Origin of the sequence: Streptomyces sp. SID13031, from assembly GCF_010548305.1 — a bacterium.
Lineage (GTDB): Bacteria > Actinomycetota > Actinomycetes > Propionibacteriales > Kribbellaceae > Kribbella.
On sequence record NZ_JAAGLV010000001.1, the window covers coordinates 655505 to 674679 of the forward strand.

The 19175-nt window shown below is 68.1% G+C and carries 18 protein-coding genes; 8 read left to right on the top strand and 10 right to left on the bottom strand.

Features of this window, described 5'->3' with window-relative positions:
• Positions 1–33: 33 nt before the first annotated feature.
• Positions 34–654, bottom strand: a complete 621-nt coding sequence (locus G3I17_RS02910) for a response regulator transcription factor (protein ID WP_164593616.1) — start codon at positions 652–654, stop codon at positions 34–36.
• Positions 651–1799: a GAF domain-containing protein gene (locus tag G3I17_RS02915; protein WP_203589631.1), complete on the bottom strand. Its 1149-nt coding sequence runs from the start codon at positions 1797–1799 to the stop codon at positions 651–653. Before G3I17_RS02915 ends, G3I17_RS02910 begins: the two co-directional genes overlap by 4 nt.
• 90 nt (positions 1800–1889) lie before the next feature.
• On the opposite strand from G3I17_RS02915, the gene G3I17_RS02920 reads away from it, so the two are divergent.
• Positions 1890–3968: a DUF6351 family protein gene (locus G3I17_RS02920; protein ID WP_164593621.1), complete on the top strand. Its 2079-nt coding sequence runs from the start codon at positions 1890–1892 to the stop codon at positions 3966–3968.
• 3 nt (positions 3969–3971) lie between these two features.
• On the opposite strand, the gene G3I17_RS02925 is transcribed toward G3I17_RS02920, so the two are convergent.
• Complete coding sequence (locus tag G3I17_RS02925; RefSeq protein WP_164593623.1) at positions 3972–4556, bottom strand: TetR/AcrR family transcriptional regulator; 585 nt, start codon at positions 4554–4556, stop codon at positions 3972–3974.
• Between the two features lie 66 nt (positions 4557–4622).
• Between G3I17_RS02925 and G3I17_RS02930 the strand changes: the two genes are divergently transcribed.
• From G3I17_RS02930 to G3I17_RS02940, 3 genes are read left to right on the top strand one after another with little or no spacing between them, the layout of a single operon-like run.
• Positions 4623–5594 (top strand): glutathione S-transferase C-terminal domain-containing protein, encoded by a 972-nt coding sequence (locus G3I17_RS02930; protein ID WP_164593624.1) that lies wholly within the window; start codon positions 4623–4625, stop codon positions 5592–5594.
• Positions 5595–5617: 23 nt separating this feature from the next.
• Positions 5618–8101, top strand: coding sequence for an excinuclease ABC subunit UvrA (locus G3I17_RS02935; RefSeq protein ID WP_164593626.1), 2484 nt, complete (start codon positions 5618–5620; stop codon positions 8099–8101).
• 33 nt (positions 8102–8134) lie between these two features.
• Positions 8135–9103 (top strand): iron-siderophore ABC transporter substrate-binding protein, encoded by a 969-nt coding sequence (locus tag G3I17_RS02940; RefSeq protein ID WP_164593628.1) that lies wholly within the window; start codon positions 8135–8137, stop codon positions 9101–9103.
• Positions 9104–9105: 2 nt separating this feature from the next.
• Here the strand turns inward: G3I17_RS02940 and G3I17_RS02945 are convergent, their stop codons facing one another.
• Positions 9106–10434, bottom strand: coding sequence for a hypothetical protein (locus G3I17_RS02945; protein ID WP_164593630.1), 1329 nt, complete (start codon positions 10432–10434; stop codon positions 9106–9108).
• A gap of 209 nt (positions 10435–10643) precedes the next feature.
• On the opposite strand from G3I17_RS02945, the gene G3I17_RS02950 reads away from it, so the two are divergent.
• Genes G3I17_RS02950 through G3I17_RS02960 form a run of 3 tightly spaced genes read left to right on the top strand, consistent with a single transcriptional unit; the run spans position 10644 to position 12592 of the window.
• Positions 10644–11153, top strand: coding sequence for a SigE family RNA polymerase sigma factor (locus G3I17_RS02950; RefSeq protein WP_164593632.1), 510 nt, complete (start codon positions 10644–10646; stop codon positions 11151–11153).
• Positions 11154–11164: 11 nt separating this feature from the next.
• A complete protein-coding gene (locus tag G3I17_RS02955; RefSeq protein ID WP_164593634.1) occupies positions 11165–12193 on the top strand; it encodes a hypothetical protein in 1029 nt (342 codons plus the stop codon).
• Between the two features lie 36 nt (positions 12194–12229).
• Positions 12230–12592 carry a cupin domain-containing protein gene (locus G3I17_RS02960; RefSeq protein ID WP_164593636.1) on the top strand — a complete coding sequence of 121 codons (363 nt, stop codon included), beginning with the start codon at positions 12230–12232 and terminating at the stop codon, positions 12590–12592.
• Positions 12593–12832: 240 nt separating this feature from the next.
• On the opposite strand, the gene G3I17_RS02965 is transcribed toward G3I17_RS02960, so the two are convergent.
• From G3I17_RS02965 to G3I17_RS02970, 3 genes are read right to left on the bottom strand one after another with little or no spacing between them, the layout of a single operon-like run.
• Positions 12833–13042 carry a hypothetical protein gene (locus G3I17_RS02965; protein ID WP_164593638.1) on the bottom strand — a complete coding sequence of 70 codons (210 nt, stop codon included), beginning with the start codon at positions 13040–13042 and terminating at the stop codon, positions 12833–12835.
• Positions 13039–13200, bottom strand: a complete 162-nt coding sequence (locus G3I17_RS39650) for a hypothetical protein (RefSeq protein ID WP_203589633.1) — start codon at positions 13198–13200, stop codon at positions 13039–13041. Before G3I17_RS39650 ends, G3I17_RS02965 begins: the two co-directional genes overlap by 4 nt.
• Positions 13197–13520, bottom strand: a complete 324-nt coding sequence (locus tag G3I17_RS02970; RefSeq protein WP_164593641.1) for a hypothetical protein — start codon at positions 13518–13520, stop codon at positions 13197–13199. The genes G3I17_RS39650 and G3I17_RS02970 overlap by 4 nt, the downstream gene beginning before the upstream one ends.
• A gap of 308 nt (positions 13521–13828) precedes the next feature.
• Here G3I17_RS02970 and G3I17_RS02975 point away from each other — a divergent pair, with 308 nt between their 5' ends.
• Positions 13829–14416: a hypothetical protein gene (locus tag G3I17_RS02975; RefSeq protein ID WP_203589634.1), complete on the top strand. Its 588-nt coding sequence runs from the start codon at positions 13829–13831 to the stop codon at positions 14414–14416.
• Here G3I17_RS02975 and G3I17_RS02980 read toward each other — a convergent pair.
• Genes G3I17_RS02980 through G3I17_RS41965 form a run of 3 tightly spaced genes read right to left on the bottom strand, consistent with a single transcriptional unit; the run spans position 14405 to position 18971 of the window.
• Positions 14405–15754 carry an ATP-grasp domain-containing protein gene (locus G3I17_RS02980; protein WP_164593643.1) on the bottom strand — a complete coding sequence of 450 codons (1350 nt, stop codon included), beginning with the start codon at positions 15752–15754 and terminating at the stop codon, positions 14405–14407. The genes G3I17_RS02975 and G3I17_RS02980 overlap by 12 nt on opposite strands.
• A complete protein-coding gene (locus G3I17_RS02985) occupies positions 15751–16974 on the bottom strand; it encodes an MFS transporter (protein ID WP_164593645.1) in 1224 nt (407 codons plus the stop codon). Before G3I17_RS02985 ends, G3I17_RS02980 begins: the two co-directional genes overlap by 4 nt.
• Positions 16971–18971: a PEP/pyruvate-binding domain-containing protein gene (locus G3I17_RS41965; RefSeq protein WP_164593647.1), complete on the bottom strand. Its 2001-nt coding sequence runs from the start codon at positions 18969–18971 to the stop codon at positions 16971–16973. The genes G3I17_RS02985 and G3I17_RS41965 overlap by 4 nt, the downstream gene beginning before the upstream one ends.
• Between the last annotated feature and the right edge of the window lie 204 nt (positions 18972–19175).

Sequence of the window (19175 nt, forward strand, 5' to 3'; positions counted from 1 at the left end):
CGTCGGCCCCACACCCCCATCTGGAGAGGTGGGCTATAACAACCCGGCCTCGCTTGCCTTGACGATCGCCTCGACCCGGTTGCGCGCGCCCAGTTTGTGCAACGCGGACTGGAGATAGGTCTTCACCGTGTTGCGGGTCAGTCCGGTGGACTCGGCGATCTCGGGATTGGTCCGGCCCTGGGCGGCGTACCGGATCACTTCGTACTCCCGCCGGGTCAGGCCACTGCGGGCCAGGGCGTCCGAGCGTTCGATGTGGTGTGGCTCGATCCGCGGGTCGATGACGCGTTCGCCGCGCAGTACCTGTCGCAGGGCCGCTGACAGGTCGGTGCCGGCGACATCCTTGACCAGGGCCCCGTTGGCGCCGGCGTCGAGGGAGGCGGTGATGCCGTGGTGGTCGGCGTGCGCGGTGAACACGACGATCTTGCCGGCCGGGTGCACCTTGCGCAGCTCGCAGATCACCTCGGGGGCCAGCATGTCCGGTAACCGCAGATCGAGCAGGATGAGATCGGGGCGCAGCTGGGCGATCTGGCCGACCGCCGCCTGGCCGGACTCGGCCGAGCCGATGACGGTCAGCGTCGGGTCCGATCGCAGCAGCAGGGTCACGCCGTCGCGGACGACCGGGTGATCGTCCACCACGAACACGGTCGACATCATCGCGGCAACCAGCAGCGCAGCGTGCAGCCGCCGTCCTCGTCGCGGACCAGGCTCACGTCGCCTCCCAATCGGATCGCCCGCTCGGCCAGCGACCGGACGCCGAGCCCGCTGCTCGGACTGCTCTCGACCTCCGCGGTGCTGTCGTCGGCGACGACCACGTGGATGCCGCCGTCGTCGGCGGCGCCCAGGCTCACGATCACCGACTGTGGGTCGGCGTGCTTCTCGACGTTCAGCAGGCCTTCGCGGACGACGGCGACCAGCAACGCGGTGCGTTCGGCGTCCAGTGGTGCCACGGTGGCGAGCTGGACGAAGCGCGCCGGTACGCCGGTCCGCGCCTCGAACGAACGGGTGTACTCGGCGATCTCGACCGGGAGAGCGCGCTCCGGGGTGGTGTCGGCCATCACCAGCAACGACTCCCGCAGCGCGGCCGACGCGGCGGAGACGTCGGACTCCAGCCGGCGCAACCGGTCGACCAGAGTGGGGTTGTCCTGCACCGATTGGTGGAGATCACGCACCTGGACGCCGATCATGAACAGCAAGGCGCCGACCGAGTCGTGCAGGGCACTCTGCACCCGCAGCCGTTCCGCGGCGATCGCGTCGACCTTGCCGGCCTCGGCCACGTCGGCGATCCGCAACGCCGTCGAGGCTTGATCGGCGATCTCCTGCATCTTGCCGACGGCGGTGTCGCCGAACGACCCGGCGGTCCGCATCGCCGCGTAGGCGAGGGCGATCGTCCGGCCGTCAGCGCCGATGATCGGCACGGCGAGCATCCCGCCGATGCCTTCGTTGCGGACCTGGGCGTCGAAGTGGTGCGTGATGGACGCCGAGCTGATGTAGTCGTCGACCCGGACGGCCGTCCCCAGCGCAAGGACCCGCCCGCCGATGCCCTGACCGACCGGGACGACGAGATTCTGCAGCTGATTGGTCCGGGTGCCAGACATCCACCGGACGACGGCCTGGTCCGGCGCTTCCAGATCGGCGACGAAGCCGGAGTCGGCTCCCGCCGAGACCCGGATGAGGCGCGCGGTGCCCTGCAGCGCCACCACCCGGTCCATCACGGTCAGCAGGCCGTCGCGCTGACGCAGTAGCTCGTCGAGCGCAGTGAGCCGCTCGGCCACCTGGTCAGCAGCACGCTCGGTACTCACCTTGTCACTCTCGCACACAGGATCACAGGCACGGTATCTCCATCTGGAGAGGATTGTGCGCATACTCGGGTCTGCCTAAGGTACGTGAAAATGAGGTCAAATTCATTATTGTCCGTACTGCGGGCGGCCGGGCTGGCCACCTTGCTGGTGGCCGTCGGGCTGCCGGCGTCGGCGGCGATGTCGTCGGCCCCGGTGGCCATCAGCGTCGTGTCGAACACCAAACCCGAGTACGTCAGCGGTGCTGACGTGCTGGTCAGGGTCAGCCGGGCGGGGAAGGTCCGGCTCAACGGGACTGACGTCACGGCGAGCTTCGCCGTTCAGCCGGACAAGTCGCTGCTCGGCCTGGTGACCGGGTTGCGCACCGGGGCGAACGTGCTCACCGCCGGGGACGCGTCGGTGCGGGTGACGTCCCATCCGCTGTCCGGTCCGGTGTTCGCCGGCCCGCAGCAGGTCCCGTTCTACTGTGAGACGACCGCGTTCGGGCTGGCACCGGCGTCGCAGCCGTTGTGCGAGGCGCCGACGAAGGTGTCCTACCTGTACCGGACCAAGGCGGGAGCCTTCCTGCCTCTGGCGGATCCAGCCGGCCGACCGGTCGATCTCGCGACGACCACTCTCGATGGGCGCTCGGTGCCGTACATCGTCCGGCTGGAGACCGGCACGATCGATCGCGCTGTCTACCAGTTCGCCGCGCTGTACGACGGTACCGAGCCCTCACCGGTACGGTCCCAGCAGAACTGGAACCGGAAGCTCGTCTACACCTTCGGCGGCGGATGCAACGCCGGGTACCACCAGGGGAGCCAGACGGGCAATGTCGTCAACGACCTGTTCCTGTCCCAGGGGTACGCGGTCGCGTCGTCCACGCTGAACGTGCCGGAGACGAACTGCAGCATCGTCATCTCCGCTGAGGCCGCGATGATGGTCAAGGAGCACTTCACCGAGACCTACGGTCCGGTGCGGTACACGATCGGCTGGGGTGGCTCGGGCGGCAGCGTCAACCAGCACGACATCGCGGACGGGTATCCGGGAATCCTCGACGGCATCATCCCGGGGGTGTCCTTCCCGGACATGCTCACGGCCTTCACCTCGGCGGCCGACTGCAGCGCGCTCAACCGGTACTTCGCGACCAGTTCGCTCACCGAAGTACAGAAGACCGCGATCACCGGCTTCGTCAGCAGCAGTCCTTGTACGTCGTGGCAGGCGGGCTTCGGGCCCAAGATGACGCCGACCGGGAGCTGTGACCGGAGGCCGGGCGCGCCGATCCCGCCGACGGCGTTCTGGGATCCGGTCCTGAACCCGACGGGCATCAGGTGCATGGGGTCCGAGCAGTGGGTCAACCAGCTCGGTCGCGATCCGGAGACCGGGTTGGTGCGGAGTACTCGGGACAATGTCGGCGTCCAGTACGGACTGCAGGCTTTGCGGTCGGGGGTGATCTCGGCTGCTCAGTTCGCGGATCTCAACGCGAAGGTCGGCGGCGTGGACGAGGCCGGCCGGCTGGTCGACCAGCGGTCAGTGGCGGACCCGGTGGCGCTCGGGATCGCCTATCGCGACAATCTGCTGGCCCGCGGTGGGCTGGGGCTCCGGTCGACGCCGATCATCGACCAGCGCACCTACGCGGACCGGGCCGGGTTCGGCATCGACATCCATACGACGGAGCAGTCCTTCGTCACCCGGGATCGGTTGCTCAAGGCAAACGGTACGGCGGCGAACCAGGTGATCATCATGTCGTCGCTGGATCCGGCCCAGGCCGGCGCGGCCGCGCAGTACGAGCTGGCTGCCATGGATCGGTGGCTGGCCGCGATCACGGCTGACACCTCGCAGCGCAGTGCGCAGGAGAAAGTGATCGCCAACAAGCCCGCGGTTCTGAGCGACGGCTGCTACCTGTCCGCCACGCAACGGATCCAGGAGAAGCTGGTCTACCCGCCTGCGGGCAAGTGCGGCGCGGCCTACCCGGTGGCGGCGAACCCGAGGATCGCGGCAGGGTCGGACGTGGGGATGTCGAAGCTGAAGTGTTCCCTGAGGGCACCGAACCCACGTGAGTACGGGGTGGTCTTCTCACCGGTAGACCTGGCGAAGCTGCGCCAGGCCTTCCCTTCGGGTGTTTGCGACTACAGCCGGCCCGGAGTCGGGCAGCAGCCGGCGTCGGGGACCTGGATCGACTACACCCAGTAGAGCTCAGGCCGTGATCCCGCCGTAGACGAACCCGACGAGGGTGTTCAGGTTGCGGCGGGATCCGGCCGCGCTCAGGTGCGCCGTGGTGTAGCAGTGGTTCTCCAGCAGGCCCACCACCATCTGGGCCAAGGCGGCGGACTCGGCGACCGGTTTGCCGAGCTGGGTCCGGAGCTCCTTGATGTGGGCGCGCCAGATGGCGACGTCGTTGGCCCTGACCCGGCCGTGGATCTCGGCGAACTCGGGGTCGGAGACGGCGGCGTCGAAGATCGCGACCATCTCGGGCAGGTACTCGCGATAGGACCGGCAATAAGCCTGTACGTGCTCGCGCACATCCTGCTCGGTGGCCATCGTGTGTTCGTGGCCGGACGCGTGCGCGACCCGGTCGTGCCGCGCCTGCAGGAACTCGTCGGCGAGCGCCTTCAGGACGGCAGCCTTGGAGGGGAAGTACCGGTAGATGCCACCGGTCGCCCGACCGGCCTCCTCGGTGATGTCGACGATCTTGGTCGCCGCATAGCCCTGGCGGGCGAAGACCCGCCGGGCCGCCGCCTTGAACTCCTCGGCAGTCCGGTCCGACTTCGTCATAGCCATGGCTTCATCCTTAGCGCCGATGAAAGTGACATCACTTTCAACCCTAGATCATGGCACCCTTGGGTCGTGGCTTCTTCTGCGAATACCTCTGGTGAGTACAACCGGGACAGCGACTACATCTCCACCCGGATCACGGCTGACGGCCGGGACGGCTATCCGGTCGAGCCCGGGCGGTACCGGCTCGTGGTCGCGCGGGCCTGTCCGTGGGCGAACCGGGCGATCATCGTCCGGCGGTTGCTCGGGCTGGAGGACGTGCTGTCGATCGGCTACTGCGGGCCGACGCATGACGAGCGCAGCTGGACGTTCGACCTCGACCCGGGTGGCCTCGACCCGGTACTGCGGATCCCGCGGCTCCAGGACGCGTACTTCAAGCGCGACCCGAAGTACCCGAAGGGCATCACGGTGCCGGCGATCGTCGACGTACCGACCGGTGCCGTGGTGACCAACGACTTCGCGCAGTTGACGCTGGACTTGTCGACCGAGTGGACGGAGTACCACCGGGAGGGAGCGCCGCAGCTGTATCCGGAGCCGTTGCGAGCGGAGATCGATGAGGTTGCCAAGCGCATCTATACCGAGATCAACAACGGTGTGTACCGCTGTGGTTTCGCCGGCTCGCAGGAGGCCTACGAAGCGGCGTACGACCGCCTGTTCATCACGCTCGACTGGGTGTCCGACCGGTTGCGTGACCGGCGGTACCTGGTGGGCGAGACGATCACCGAGGCCGACGTCCGGCTGTTCACGACGCTGGCGCGCTTCGACGCCGTCTACCACGGGCACTTCAAGTGCAACCGCAACAAGCTCACCGAGCTGCCGGTGCTGTGGGCGTATGCCCGGGACCTGTTCCAGACCCCGGGCTTCGGCGACACCGTCGACTTCGCCCAGATCAAAGAGCACTACTACGTAGTGCACACCGGCATCAACCCGACCCAGATCATCCCCAAGGGGCCGGACTTGTCGGGCTGGGTCACCCCGCACGGCCGCGAGGCACTGGGCGGCAAACCTTTCGGCGACGGCACCCCTCCTGCGGCCGAGCGGTGACAAGCGGTCACTATGATGACCGTATGCATTGGGGTGAGCAGGTCGCGGTACGGGGTGCCCGGGTTCACAACCTGAAGAATGTTGATGTCGACGTGCCGCTGCGGCAGCTCGTGGGGTTGACCGGGGTGTCCGGGTCGGGGAAGTCGTCGCTTGCGCTCGGTGTGCTCTACGCGGAGGGCTCGCGGCGGTACCTGGAGGCGCTCTCGGCATACACGCGTCGGCGCCTGTCGCAGGCTGCTCGGGCGGATGTGGATGCCGTGGACGGCGTACCGGCTGCGATCGCGCTGCACCAGCGACCCGCAGTACCGGGGGTTCGCAGCACGTTCGGCACGGCGACGGAGCTGCTCAACTCGCTGCGGCTGATGTACTCGCGGCTGGGGGAGCACCTGTGTCCCAATGGGCATCGTGTCTCGCCGACGCTCGAGATCGCCTCGACAGCGCATCTCACCTGCCCTACCTGCGGAGAGCGGTTCGCCGTGCCCGGGGCGGAGTCGTTCGCCTTCAACAGCGACGGCGCCTGCGAGACCTGCGCGGGCACCGGTGAGACGCGGCAGATCGACCAGCAGACGCTCGTACCGGACGAGTCGCTCACGATCGACGAAGGTGCGGTGGCGTCCTGGGGATCGTTCGGCGCGGGCCTTCTGCCACAGGTGGTCGCCCTGCTGGACGTGCGGACCGACGTGCCGTTCGAGGACCTGACGCCGGCCGAACGCGAGATCGTGTTCAACGGTCCGGAGACGAAGCGGACGGTCGTTGTCGCGAGCAAGAAAGGCAACGCCTTCGAGCTCAACGCGACCTATCGCAACGCCAATCGGGTGATCGAGGACGCGCTCGGCAACGCGCAGAGCGAGAAGGCGGTGGCCCGGCTCGACCGCTTCGTCCACGTCGCCGAGTGCCCGGCCTGCGGCGGCTCCCGGCTGAACGAGCGGGCGCGATCGGTGCGGCTGAACGGCGTCACGCTCGACGTGATCTCGACCTGGAGCCTCGACCGCACCACTGACTTCGTCCGGAAGTTGCCGTCGAGCGCACCGGCGGAGCTCAGCTTGATGGCCGCGCGGATCGTGGAGGCGTTCACGACGACGGCTGAGCACCTGCTCGGGCTCGGACTCGGCTATCTGTCGCTCGGCCGGGCCTCGCGCACCCTGTCGACGGGTGAGTTGCAGCGTGTGCAGCTCAGCCGGACCCTGCGGAGCAGCGCGACGGGTCTCCTGTACGTCCTCGACGAGCCGTCCATCGGGCTGCACCCGAGCAACATCGACGCGCTGATGGACGTCGCGCGCCGCCTGGTCGAGACGGGCAACTCCGTGGTGCTCGTCGATCACGACGTCCGCGTACTACGGCATGCGGACTGGCTCATCGAGATCGGCCCGGGCGCCGGTTCGCACGGCGGCCAGATCGTTGCCACCGGCACCGTCTCGGACCTCGAGTCGACGCCTGACTCGCTGATCGGCGGCTTCCTCAGTGGCCGGGAGCCGTCGGTCGTCCGCCCGCGCGTGCCGGTGGACGATATCTTCAGGCACGGCCGGATCCGGATCGAGACCGGCCCGCGCTTCACTCTGCAGGCCCTCGAGGCCGAGTTCCCGCTACGGCGGCTCACGGCCGTGACCGGGGTGTCCGGGTCGGGGAAGACCACCCTCATACTGGACAGCCTCGCCGCGGCTTTGGTTGCGCAAGGCAATAGACCCAAGCACGTACGTCAGCTGGATGCCGGCGGGATCGAGCGGACCGTCATCGTTGATGCCGTTCCGATCGGCCGGAACGTACGGTCGACCGTGGCGACGTACAGCGGTGTCCTCGACGAACTCCGGCGAGCCTTCGCCGGTACCGAGGAGGCGGCAGCCCGCGGGCTGAAGGCGGCCGATTTCTCGTACAACACGGGAAGTCTGCGCTGCCCGCAGTGCGATGGAACCGGGCAGGTCTCACTGGACGTGCAGTTTCTCCCCGATGTGGAGATCCCTTGCCCGCTGTGCGAAGGCAGCCGGTACAGCCCGGATGCGGAGGCCGTGACCCTCGATGGCTTGAGCATGGCCGCCGCTCTCACCTTGACCGTCGAGCAGGCTCGGACGAAGTTCACCGGCCTGCGCAAGATGCAGGCGCGGCTGCGGACGCTCGACGAGGTCGGGCTCGGCTACCTCCTTCTCGGTGAGGCGACACCTGCGCTGTCCGGGGGCGAGGCGCAACGCCTCAAGCTGGTCGCGGACCTCGAGAAGCGCCAGCAGGGCACGCTGTTCATCTTCGACGAGCCGAGCGTCGGCCTGCACCCGGCCGACATCCGGGTCCTGCTGAGTGTCTTCGATCGCCTCATCGACGCGGGCGCGACGGTCATCGTGATCGAGCACGACCTCGACATGATCGCCAACGCCGACTATGTCGTCGACCTGGGCCCGGGTGCCGGTGCCGACGGCGGCCGCGTGGTCGCCGCCACCAGCCCGGCGCTCCTCCCAGACTTCCCCGAAAGCGTCACTGGCCGGTACCTACGGGCTGCCCTTTCGGGCTCACCTGATTAACTCGCTGAAGTTAGGGCAGGCTAGCCTTAGTTCATGCGACTTCATCCTCTGATCCGTTCGTCAGCTCTGGTGGTGGCCGTGATGGTCGCCTTGGCCGGATGTGGGGGTGGGAGCGAGAAGGACGACACCGCGGTCGCCTTCGCCAAGGTGTCGACCAAGTTCGGGGAGATCTCGATCCCGGCCGAGCCGAAGCGGGTGGTGGCCCTGGGGTGGGGCGATGCCGAGACGGTGTTGGCGCTCGGGGTCGAGCCGGTCGGCGCGAGCGACTGGCTCGCCTTCGGTGGCGAGGGGGTCGGGCCGTGGGCCACCGGCCGGTACAAGCAGGCGCCGCAGAAGATCGGCACGCTGGAGCCGGAGTTCGAGAAGATCGCGGCGTTGAAGCCCGATCTGATCCTGGACACCAAGTCGAGCGGGGACCAGACGCGGTACGACACGTTGAAGGCGATCGCGCCGACCGTCGGCGTACCGACCGGCGGCGATGCGTACAAGGTGTCCTGGGAGAAGCAGACCGAGCTGGTCGCCGCGGCGCTCGGGCGGGTGGATCAGGGGCGCCAGCTGATCGCCGCGACCAAGGCGAAGGTCAGCCAGACGGTTGCTCAGCATCCTGAGTTCGCCGGCAAGACGATCACGCTCGGATCGCGGACGAGCGAGGGGTACGGCGCGTATGTGAGCGGTACCGGGCGGGTCGATTTCGTGCAGCGGCTGGGGTTCGAGAACAACCCCAAGGTGGAGGCGCTGGCGACCGAGGGGTTCGCGATCAAGGTGTCGCAGGAGAAGCTCGACCTGCTGGACGCCGACCTGACGGTGATGGCTCCGATCGGGGTCGACGCGGCGAAGATCAGCGACGATCCGCTGTTCAAGGCGGTCCCGTCGGTGAAGGCCGGACACGTGGTGGTCTTCACCGACAAGACGCTGAGCAGCGCCTTCGCGACCGACTCGATCCTGTCCATCGGCTACGCGCTGGACAAGGTCGTCCCGCTGTTCGCGGCCGCGTTGCGCTGACCTCAGGAATCCCAGATCGGCCCCAAGGCCGGGATGCCCAATCGCTCCATTCCGTGCACGACCGACCAGGTCAGCTTCTTGTTCGACACACAGATGACGGCCTCGGCGGCAGAGGACTCGTACGCCGAGTAGGTCAGCTTCACCATGTCGGGTTTGCCGTGCTGGTCGGTGTCCCAGATCAGGGCGTCGGGCTGGGCGGCGACGATCTCGTCGACGATTTCCTGCCCGTAGGTCTTCACCGGGTCACGAGTCACCCACACCAGCTTGCTTGGCACCCGGGACGCGAGGATGTGCGCCAGTACGGGCCCGATGCCGCTGCCGGTCACCACGTAGACGACCCGGTTGAAGACCGTGCCGTAGTTGGCCATCCCGGCAGTCGCGACGCCCCGCACCCAGACGTGCGTCGGGGGATTGTCGATGAACTCGCTGGTCCAGTCGCCGGCCCGGGAGATCGCCATCCGGAAACCTGGCGCGCCCGGCGTCGGGATCACCGCGAAGCTGTGCCACTGCTTCAGCGGGTGCCGCGAGATCGACCGGGTCGACCCGGCCATCGGCCGGCTCTGCCTGGCCTTGACCAGCGCGACGTGGGATGACGGGCTGGTGACCTCGATCGGGATCCGGCGCAGCAACATCCACGGCACCAGCGAGCTGATCGTCGTCAAGGCGAGCACCCACACTGTCGGCGTACCGGCGATTGCTGCCGGCAACGACTCGGCGCCGCGTCGCTCGGACACGAGCAGCACTGCGCCGATCCAGAAGAGGGCCGAGAGCCCCCATCCGCCGAACCGGTGAACGCGCTCGAACAGGTCGTGGTGCTTGGTACGGAAGCTTGGCCGCGAGGTCATCACGATCGCCAGCAGGAGGAGCGACTGTCCGTAGTACACGGACTGCAGCCCGAGGCCTACTTGCCCGATGGCGACGACGGTCAGGCCCAGGAACCACAACGTCCCGCAGACGGCGCCGCCGACGTGCAATCCGCCCAGGTGATATCCCTTCGCCAAGGCCCATCGCAGCCGCAGCGGCCACGATTTGGGCACCTGCATCACCACGCGGGAAAGTGCGTTCACGAAGAACTGCTGGCGGATGAGAATCCCCAGCGCGAAGTTCACCTGGGCGATCAGCGCGACGTTGGTGACCTCGGCCCACCAGTGATTGCCCAGCCCCCAAGCGAACACCACCCCGTTGCTCAGCAGGACGTACAAGGCCAGCCGATGGCTCTGCATCAGCCGTGGATGCTTCATGATCCGCCGCCGCCACGGCAGCACTGCCGGTAGGACGACCTCCTCCGGTACCGTTTCGACCGGACGCGACAAAACCCCTGCTGTACTCATGAAAATTCCCCCAGAATTTCCAGACCCACCCCGATGCCGGGCCGATTCAGCCCGTATGGAAGCTGAGACGCCTCGGCACCCCACCCCGGTTGAGACCCACCCCTGTGTCGAACCCCACTGCAACCAATCCGCGCCCGGAGCGTCCTGGATGCAACCGGACCGGTCGGGGCTTCCGTCTTGAGGGGGACATGGAGAGAGTCGGAGGCGGTATGGCTGAGCGGGACCGGGAGTATGTGGAGTTCGTCGAGGCGACGAGTGCGTCGCTGCGGCGGACGGCGTTCCTGGTATGCGGGGATCGGCATCGGGCGGACGACATCGTCCAAGACGCGTTGTACAAGCTGTATCTGTCTTGGCCGAAGGTGCAGCGAGTGGCGAATCCGTTCGCGTACGTCCGCCGGATGGTGGTCAACGCGGCGTACGACGGGGGCCGCCGGCCGTGGCGACGGGAGGTCTCGATCGCCGAACTGCCGGACCGGGTCGACCGGCACGACTTCGTCAGCGGGCATGCCGAGCGCGACGAAGTACTCGATGCCCTTCGCGGCCTGGCGCCACGACAACGTGCCTGTGTGGTCCTGAGGTACTACGAGGATCTGTCCGTCGAGCAGACGGCGGAGATCCTCGGGTGCTCTGCAGGCACGGTGAAGAGCCAGGCGGCACGAGGTCTCGACACTCTCCGGCAGGCCATCGACAAGACGCGGCGAACGAGCCGGGCGCAGTGAAGGAGAACGAGATGGACGACGTACGTGAGGTCGGCGCAGAACTGCACCGCCTGGCCGAGGCCGAGGAGCTGGATGCGTTCGACTCGGGGGCACTGGTTCAGCGGGGCCGGCGGGGAAGACGGCGCCGCAAGCTGCTCACCGCGGGTGGCGCGGTAGCAGGTGTTGCCGTGGTCGCGCTCGCCGCTTCAGTGCTTCCCAACCTCGGCGGCGAGGGAAACCAGGTAGGAGTCGCCGGCCACCCCGGGCAGAGCTCGCTGTTTGAGCCGGTGCCCGGTGTTCCGAGCGGTGAGGCCGGCGCCGGTCAGACGATAACGAAGGCGGAGGCCGCGCGCCGCTGCGCGCTGCGGTACCCCAAGGAGAAGCGACCGCTGCAAGGGGAAGGCGACCACCCCAAGTCGGGGCAGGTGGCGATGTACAAGACCGCGATCGGCGAGAAGTACGCGGTGTGCACGATTCCCGGCGGAGACAAGCCGACGGCCGCGCTGGTCGCGGCCGCGGCGAAGGATCCGCTGCCGACCACTGCCGCCGGTCAGTTGCGGAACTGTTCGGTGGAGACGTGGGTGGACCTGACCGGCTGGCAGTTGATGGCAGTCGACCAGTCGAAGCGTCTCGCCACCACGTCCCTGGTCGCGGTCTCCCCCTCGGGGCGGAAGGCGGTCGCCTGTCAGCTCGGGTCGAAGGAGGAGTGGACGGAGGTCGGTGACTTCCAGTTCCTGACGCTGGGCTCGCTCGATCCGAACGAGCCAGTCCTCGCTCCCGCCAAGGGTTCCCAGCACGCGGACCTGTATGCCGGGGGCGGTGGTGGCGGCGGTTTCTGCCCCGGAACACCTTGTACGAACGACTACCACTTCACCGGCTGGGGTCGAGTGTCCTCGAAGGCGACCAAGGTCGTGCTGCAACTGAGCCCGGGCGCGACCCATACGGTGCCGGTCAAGGACGGTTGGTTCGCCGTCTCCTGGCTGACCCCGGGCGTGGGCAAGTTCGCCACCAAGCTCACGGCCTATGACAAGACAGGAAAGATCGTCAAGGTCATCAACTAGCACTTAGCGGCCCGGCGCGGGTGGAGACTGATCGCCATGAGCGAGCTGACGAAATCCAGCGCCGTGGTGATCAATCGAGCCGACGGCAGGGACGATGGCGAGGACTGGACCGAGGACTACCAGGAGCTGCCCGGTGGCGCGGGCATCTCGCTGATCCTCGAGTCCACCAGCCAGGCGGGCGTCGGTCCTCGCCTTCACCTGCACCACTACCCGGAGACCTTCATCATCCGGCGCGGCTCGGCGACCTTCACCGTCGGTGACGAGCAGCTCGTCGGCAGGGCCGGGCAGATCCTGGTCGTGCCGGCGGAGACTCCGCACAAGTTCTCCACCGGGCCGGAGGGCTACGAGGCCATCCACATCCACGAGAGCTCCAGCTTCGAAACCATCTGGCTGGAGTGATGTAGCTGTTCCTTCAACTGCGTGACGGCGGACATCGGCGTCTCCTCACTGGCATGGTGGTCATTGGAACAGCGGGCGGGCGGCCGTCCTCGCTCGCCGTACGCCCGCCCGCTGGTCTTTGAAGGAGCCTTCAGCCTCGGGAAACCGAAGGCTCCAGCTTGGGGTGACGGAACCGGCACCGGGCGGCAATCACTCCGCTCCAGAGGCTGGATGCCGGTTCCGTCGGATCAGGTCCGCGAACTAGTCGCGGGGGTCGTACGGACGTTGAGGCGGGTAGGCCAGTTCGTTCTCACTGAGCCGCTCGCAACGCAGTTCACGTCCGGGCAGTCCCTTGATGCGTAGCCGGATCACGTCGGCGTACCGCTGGGCCAGTTCGGTCGGCGCTACGTGCTCTTCGATCAGCATGTCGCCGAGCCAGAGCTGCACCTTCCACCGGTCCGGTTCGGTCATCGCTTCGCCAGCGCCGCCCGTACCGGCTCGTTGGTCACCCGCAGGGATGGAAACCGCTGCCGCATCAACGCCTCGTAGCGCCCGGCCCTGTCATCGCTGCCGGTGAAGTCCGCGATCGGACACGCTCCGAACCAGACTCGGACCCGTCGGCGGCTCACTCCGGATCCTCGATCAGATCACCTGCGAGGTCCCGCTCACCGCGCAGATAAGGACCGAATGCCCAGCGGTGCTCCTGCGGGCAGCGGGCCATCAGGTCGTCGAACTCGGCCTCGGAGAGCGCGTGCTGGCTCCGGAGTAGGTGATCCCTGCGATCGCGCTTGAGGCTGGCGACCACATCAAGGCCGCCGAGATCGCTGCCCTTGTACGCCCCTCGGACATCCCCACGACGGGACGTCGCATCCGCTTCCTGATCGACCACGCACGAGCCCTGCACGGACTCAGGGGACGAGACGACGATGTCACCCACCTGTTGCGCCAAGCCGAGAAGCTGGGCGCAACCAGGACCCGCCACAGCGTCTGGGCGCGTGAGATCGTGAGCGAGATGGTGCTCCGCGCACGCCGCGACGCTGGCGGGCGAGAACTACGCGGACTGGCCGACCGCATGGGTCTGCTGTCCGCTCTCTGACTCCGACCAGCAAGCGACCCCGGCGCATCAGCGCCGGGGTCGCCTGTCGAGGCGCGCGCTGCCTCGATCACTGCTGATTCCTGACGAAAGCCTGGCGTTCGGGCCGGATTTGCGCTGAGATCGGGGGCTGCGGGACGCCCGGTCCCGGTTACGGAGGCATAGTGAAACCCATCGCCCGGCTGGTCATGGCTCTTTTCGCGGCAACCGTCCTCATCGGACCCGCGAGTCTGGCAGCAGCCGCTCCGGTGGCCCCGGCCGCTCAGCACCGGCCGACTTGCTCCGTGGTCTGGTTCGACCTCGGCAACACCCTGGTGGACACCAGAGTGCCTGGGAAGACCACCTGGATGCCCGGCGCATTGCGCCACTTGTGGCTGCTGCGGAGCGTTGGCGTGCCGATCGGCCTGATCACCAATGTGCCGCCGGAGTGGGGTGCGACCGACGCCGAGCGCGCCGCCGCGACCAAGGCCTTCGTCAACTCGACCTGGTCCGAGTCCCAGCCGTTCCCGTGGGAGTGGTTCGGCGACCGGATCCTGACCCCGCGGACCAAGGCCGAGTCCAAGCCGGCACCCGCGTTGTTCGAGCGTGGCCGGGACTCGGCGGCGCCGTGCCGGTCGTTCTACGAAGGTGAGACGCCCGGTGAGATCACGGTGGCGGAGCAGTCGGGGCTGACCGGGTATCTGATCGGTCAGCCGGACCGCCCCGCCTACCTTCCGGTGTGGCGCGTGCTGGTGCCGTTTCTAGCTGGGTAGGGCAGCTTCCAACCCGTCGAGGACGGCGCGGCAGTCGCGGAGGAGCGTCGGCGCATCCGCGGCGGTCAGCAGGAAGACACCCAGCCAGTTGCGGGATCCGCCCGACGGGTCGAACTCGGGGACCCGAGTCCCGGCGGGCAGCATGAAGGCGGGCACGGGCTCGACGGTGCTGCTGGGGGAGAGCAGGGTCGACCAGTCCACCTTCTCGGGGTGCCACAGCGGCTGGGTCTGCCACGGGGTACCGGCGGAGTCGGCGGGCACCACGGCGACGGAAGCAGCGGCGCGCCCGCCGTCCACCAGCATGGCCGGCGGGTAGTCGACCTGCTCGCCGAGTTGCTCGCGGATCAGCATGCCGATCGGGTCCAGGTCGAAGACGACCTCGACCTGCCGGGTGGTCAGCAGGCCGCCGAAGCGGGCTCCTACCTCGATCACCACGAGCTCGCCGTCCGCGCGCAGCTTGAGCTCCGTGTGGGTGCCGCAGGTGTCCAGCCCGAGGGCGTCGACCGCACGCCGGGAGACCTCCTCGATCCGCCGCTGCAGCTCCTCGGGCAGGACGCAGGGCGACGTACTGGCGACCTCGATGTACGGCGGTACGGTCGGCAGCTTGGCGGTGATCGCCAGGGCGTGGTACTTGCCCTTGGCAACGATGCCCTCGACGCTCAGGTAGTCGCCGTAGCCGGGCTCCGGGTACCAGCCCTCGGTGGTGCCGTCCATGATCTCTTCGACCAGCCGGTCGGCATCGGTGTTCTGCTCGTACAGCTCGTTCATGCCGACCTGGCCGCCCCGCTCCAGCGCCTGCTCGATCTCCGACCAGGCGTCAGCGACCTGGTCCTGCGAGGTCAGTACGAGCTGGGCCACGGAACCGGCGCCCCAGGCCGGCTTGAGCAGCAGCGGCGGGGTCAACGCGGCCAGCGCGCCGTGTAGGTCGGCGGCGGAGTCCACCCGGCGGAACCGGGGGATCGGCACCCCCGCGGCCTGCCAGGCCTGTCGCATCAGTCGCTTGTCCCGGGCGACCCGGATGCCCGGGCCCGCACCGGCCAGGCCGAGCCGGTCCGCAGCGTTGGCCACGGCCAGTACTGCGAACTCGGACAGCGTGAACAGCGCGTCCGCGCCGAGCTCACTGGCGTGCGTGACGATCGCCTCGACCACCGGCTCACCCGGCGTCAACCCGCCGGGGTGCACGGTGATGCTCGTGCAGCACGGCTCCCAGATCTCCTTGCCGGCTTCGGGCAGCGGCGACAGCGCGAGCACGTGCAGCTCGCCGCAGGCTGCGATCCGGGGGAACGCGGTCTCCAGCGGAGCGCCGCCCTTGACGTAGACGTAGAGGATCTTCTTCACGCGACGCTCTCCTTGGTGGCCGCGCGGTCGCGGCTTCGAATGATGAATAGGGCGAGGGCGATCATCGCCACGGTGACGGCTGCGGCCAGCAGGACCAGGAAGCCCGACATCGCGCCCCGGGCGAGGAATCCGCCCAGCACGAAGACGACGAGCGCGCAGACGGCGCGGTCGGCGAGCGACTCGACGGACAGCAGCGTGGCCCGGCGGGCGGGTTCGGTGATGGCCTGGTTGACCAGCTTGCGCTGCACGGGGAACGCGAGTCCGGACGCGAGCGAGAACACCGCGAGGCAGGCCATCGTGCCGACCAGGCCTAGCGGGATGACCGCGGCCAGCGCGACAGCCATCAGCACGGTCAGCACCAGCACCACCCGGAGCTGTCCGAACCGGGCCAGTACTTTGGAACGCGCGGCGCCGGCCACCTCGAACACGGTCGTCGCGGCCATCAGCACGCCGAACCAGTGCAGCGGGAGGTCCTTCGACTCCAGGATCGGCTGGAACAGATTGGCCTGCCCGATCCGGACCAGCGTGAAGATCGCGATGCCTTGGGCCATCAGCAGCATCAGCCGCTTCGACGAGCGCAGCGACCGCAGCGCACCGGCGAGCGCGGGTAGTACCGGCTCGACCGTCGCCGGGTCCTCGGCTGTCTTCGGGAGAGCGGGGAAGCCCAGTGCGATCACGGCCGCGATCGCGCACGTCACCGCGGACAGCAGGTAGGGCGATGGGCCGTACCACTGCATCAGGAACCCGGCGGCGGGTAGACACGCGATCCGGCCGATCAGGGTCCAGGCGCGGGCCGATCCCTCGGCGCCCTGGTACGCCGTGTCGTTGCCGGTCCGGTGCAAGTACTCATATAAATAAGCACTGCCCGCACCCGAGAACAGCGAGTGGGCCAACGCGATCAACAGGAACTGGGCGAGGAACCCGCCGAAGGTGGCGTGCCAGACCGGGATCACGTTCGCCACGACGAGGATGACGGCGCCACCCTGCAAGCACCGGCGGTAGTCGAACCGGTCGGCGATCATCCCGGTCGGGATGTCGAGCAGGCAGAACGCCAGGTAGAAGATGCTCTGGATGGAGAAGATCTCCTGGTCCGACAGACCGGCGGTCCGCTGGAAGACGTAGAAGACGGGCAACCACCACAGCAGTCCGGCGAACAACTGGAAGGCGTTGTAGCGGCGGATCACCCGCGCCGCGTCGGGGCTCGTCGAGACCTTGCTCATGCGGCGAGCTGGTACGGACGGCACTGCAGCAGCACGATCCGGTCGCCGTCGACGAGCCACTCGACGTCAACGGGAGCGTCGACGGATCCGTCGGCACCCGCGAAATGGGCCTGGAGCAACCGTCCGATCAGGGCGAGCCGGCCGAGGGTGGCCTTCGCCTGGTCGTCCACGTCGGATGGTTCGGCGCCCATCGCCACCGTGCGGCTGCCGCCCTCCATCGTGTTGTAGAGGTGCTGCAGCGGGTCCCGGGTACCGGATACGACGTCGTCGACCGAGTTGCGGGCGAGGTTCAGCAGGACGGAGCGGAAGTCGGTCCGGTCGAGCGGGTTGGTGGTGACCATGACGCCACCGAGCTCGCCGTCGAGCTGCTGCTGGATGACGACGCCCATGAAGCAGTCGGACAGCCCGATCCCGGCTTCGTCGCGGAGCAGTACGCCGCGGGTGGTGACGAGGGAGGCCCAGACCCGTTGGATCGCGTGGATCACGTCCTCGATCGACTTGACCTCGGGGACCGACTCGTAGATCCCGGCGGCGGAGAAGCCGATCAGGTCCTCGGCGTTGGACGAGCTGCGGACGACGACGCGGCCGGCGCCGGTGAGGTGGCGTAGTACCGAGTCCTCGATCAGGGTGCGCAGCTCGGCCGGCAGCGGGGTGTCGCGGATCAGGCCGCCGAGTTCGGCGCACAGGCCGTCGATCTCGCCGCCGAGGGCGAGGGCCATCTTCAGTTTGCCGATGGTCTGCTGGATCGCCGGCGACGACTCCAGGAACTGCTGCTGCAACGCGAACGGCAGAGCGATACCGCGCGGCACGACCGCGTGCTCGGTGACCATCCGCTGGGCCGCCTGGTCCAGTACGCCGGCATCCGTGCCGGTGGTCTCGAGCTGACGGGCGAGGTACTCGAGCAGGTGCGGTCGCGGCGGCCGCGGCGCCTGGTAGAAGCCAAGCCAGTAAGGGGATCCGTCGCGCAGTACCGCCGTCAGCTCGCCGAGATTCGCGGCCTTGGTGCCGAAGCGGTGGGCGTCGGTGGACCTCAGGTGTTCCAGCGGAAGGATCTGGGCGGCGGCCAGGTCGGGCTTGCCGATGTCGACCTGGGTGGTGGCCCACGGCGGGCCGTCGTCGATCGAGTCGGGCCGGGACACCGTTCGTACGGCCAGCTCCGGGGCAGCCTGGTCGACGGTCACCTCGACCCAGTCGCCGTCCAGCTCGGCAAGGTTGGTCAGCGCGCCCTGCTGGATGGCGTTCGGGATACCCCAGCCGGCCGCGAGCACGTTGGTGTGCGACAGGGGGGTGGTGTGCCGGGCATTGATCAGCCCGGACAGCCGCGGGATGTCGTCGGGCATCCGCTCCATCACCAGGATGTCGTGCCAGCGCACGGGGTCGGTGGTGGTTCGGTAGGCGGCCTCGTCGGCGAACACGCGCAGGCGGCCGATCGTCGTACCGGGGTTGAGCGGGACGTACGGCGCGGTGGAGTACAGCTCGTGCGCGAGGATCAGGGGCAGCTGCTCGGCCGACTCCCGCAGGAAGCTTTCCTGCAGGTGGTTGGCGGGCTTCAGCAAGACCGGGACCGCGTCGTCGACGAGGGTGCGGACCGTGCGGTAGAAGGAGCGCAGCAGGTCGGGGCCCATCGTGTCGACCTCGACGGTCTCCAGCGAGACGAACAGACCGCCGTACTCCGGACGGTCGTGCAGCGCGAGCGTCCCGAGCAGGAAGCGCCGGTCATCGGCGCGGTAGACGGAGTCGTTGAACGCATCCAGATTCCGGGCCAGCTCGGCCCGCGTCATGCCGAGGATCCGCTCGGCGACGTACTGGACGTGCAGCATCCGCTCGGCGCCGTCGATCAGGTGGACGGTCGAGGTCTCCTGGTCGAGGACGAGCTTCACATAGGGGTAGCCGGCGACCGTGGTCGCGAGGCCCGAGAAGTCGGCCAGCGTAAGGCGATCACCGGGCAGCGGGGGAACGATGGCGGTCAGGTCAGAGGGGGCGGGGGCGGTAGGCACGAGAGATCACAATAAGGTAAAGGCTGCCACTCACGGTAGTTCGCGTAACCCTCTGTGAGCACAATCACGCATAGCGAGATTGTTGCTGGAGGCAACTGGTGTGGTACTTAATCGATTCACTAGGTTTGGGTGGATCGATGCGCGTTAGCGCACGGCAATCCATATATCTGTGCAGGTTATTGCAGCATTGTCTTGACGGGGCGG

Excerpts from the sequence above, each read along its gene's own strand:
- G3I17_RS02910 (WP_164593616.1), bottom strand. The coding sequence starts at position 654 with ATGATGTCGACCGTGTTCGTGGTGGACGATCACCCGGTCGTCCGCGAC.
- G3I17_RS02920 (WP_164593621.1), top strand. The coding sequence starts at position 1,890 with ATGAGGTCAAATTCATTATTGTCCGTACTGCGGGCGGCCGGGCTGGCC.
- G3I17_RS02925 (WP_164593623.1), bottom strand. The coding sequence starts at position 4,556 with ATGGCTATGACGAAGTCGGACCGGACTGCCGAGGAGTTCAAGGCGGCG.
- G3I17_RS02935 (WP_164593626.1), top strand. The coding sequence starts at position 5,618 with ATGCATTGGGGTGAGCAGGTCGCGGTACGGGGTGCCCGGGTTCACAAC.
- G3I17_RS02940 (WP_164593628.1), top strand. The coding sequence starts at position 8,135 with ATGCGACTTCATCCTCTGATCCGTTCGTCAGCTCTGGTGGTGGCCGTG.
- G3I17_RS02945 (WP_164593630.1), bottom strand. The coding sequence starts at position 10,434 with ATGAGTACAGCAGGGGTTTTGTCGCGTCCGGTCGAAACGGTACCGGAG.
- G3I17_RS02950 (WP_164593632.1), top strand. The coding sequence starts at position 10,644 with ATGGCTGAGCGGGACCGGGAGTATGTGGAGTTCGTCGAGGCGACGAGT.
- G3I17_RS02955 (WP_164593634.1), top strand. The coding sequence starts at position 11,165 with ATGGACGACGTACGTGAGGTCGGCGCAGAACTGCACCGCCTGGCCGAG.
- G3I17_RS02960 (WP_164593636.1), top strand. The coding sequence starts at position 12,230 with ATGAGCGAGCTGACGAAATCCAGCGCCGTGGTGATCAATCGAGCCGAC.
- G3I17_RS02965 (WP_164593638.1), bottom strand. The coding sequence starts at position 13,042 with ATGACCGAACCGGACCGGTGGAAGGTGCAGCTCTGGCTCGGCGACATG.
- G3I17_RS02985 (WP_164593645.1), bottom strand. The coding sequence starts at position 16,974 with ATGAGCAAGGTCTCGACGAGCCCCGACGCGGCGCGGGTGATCCGCCGC.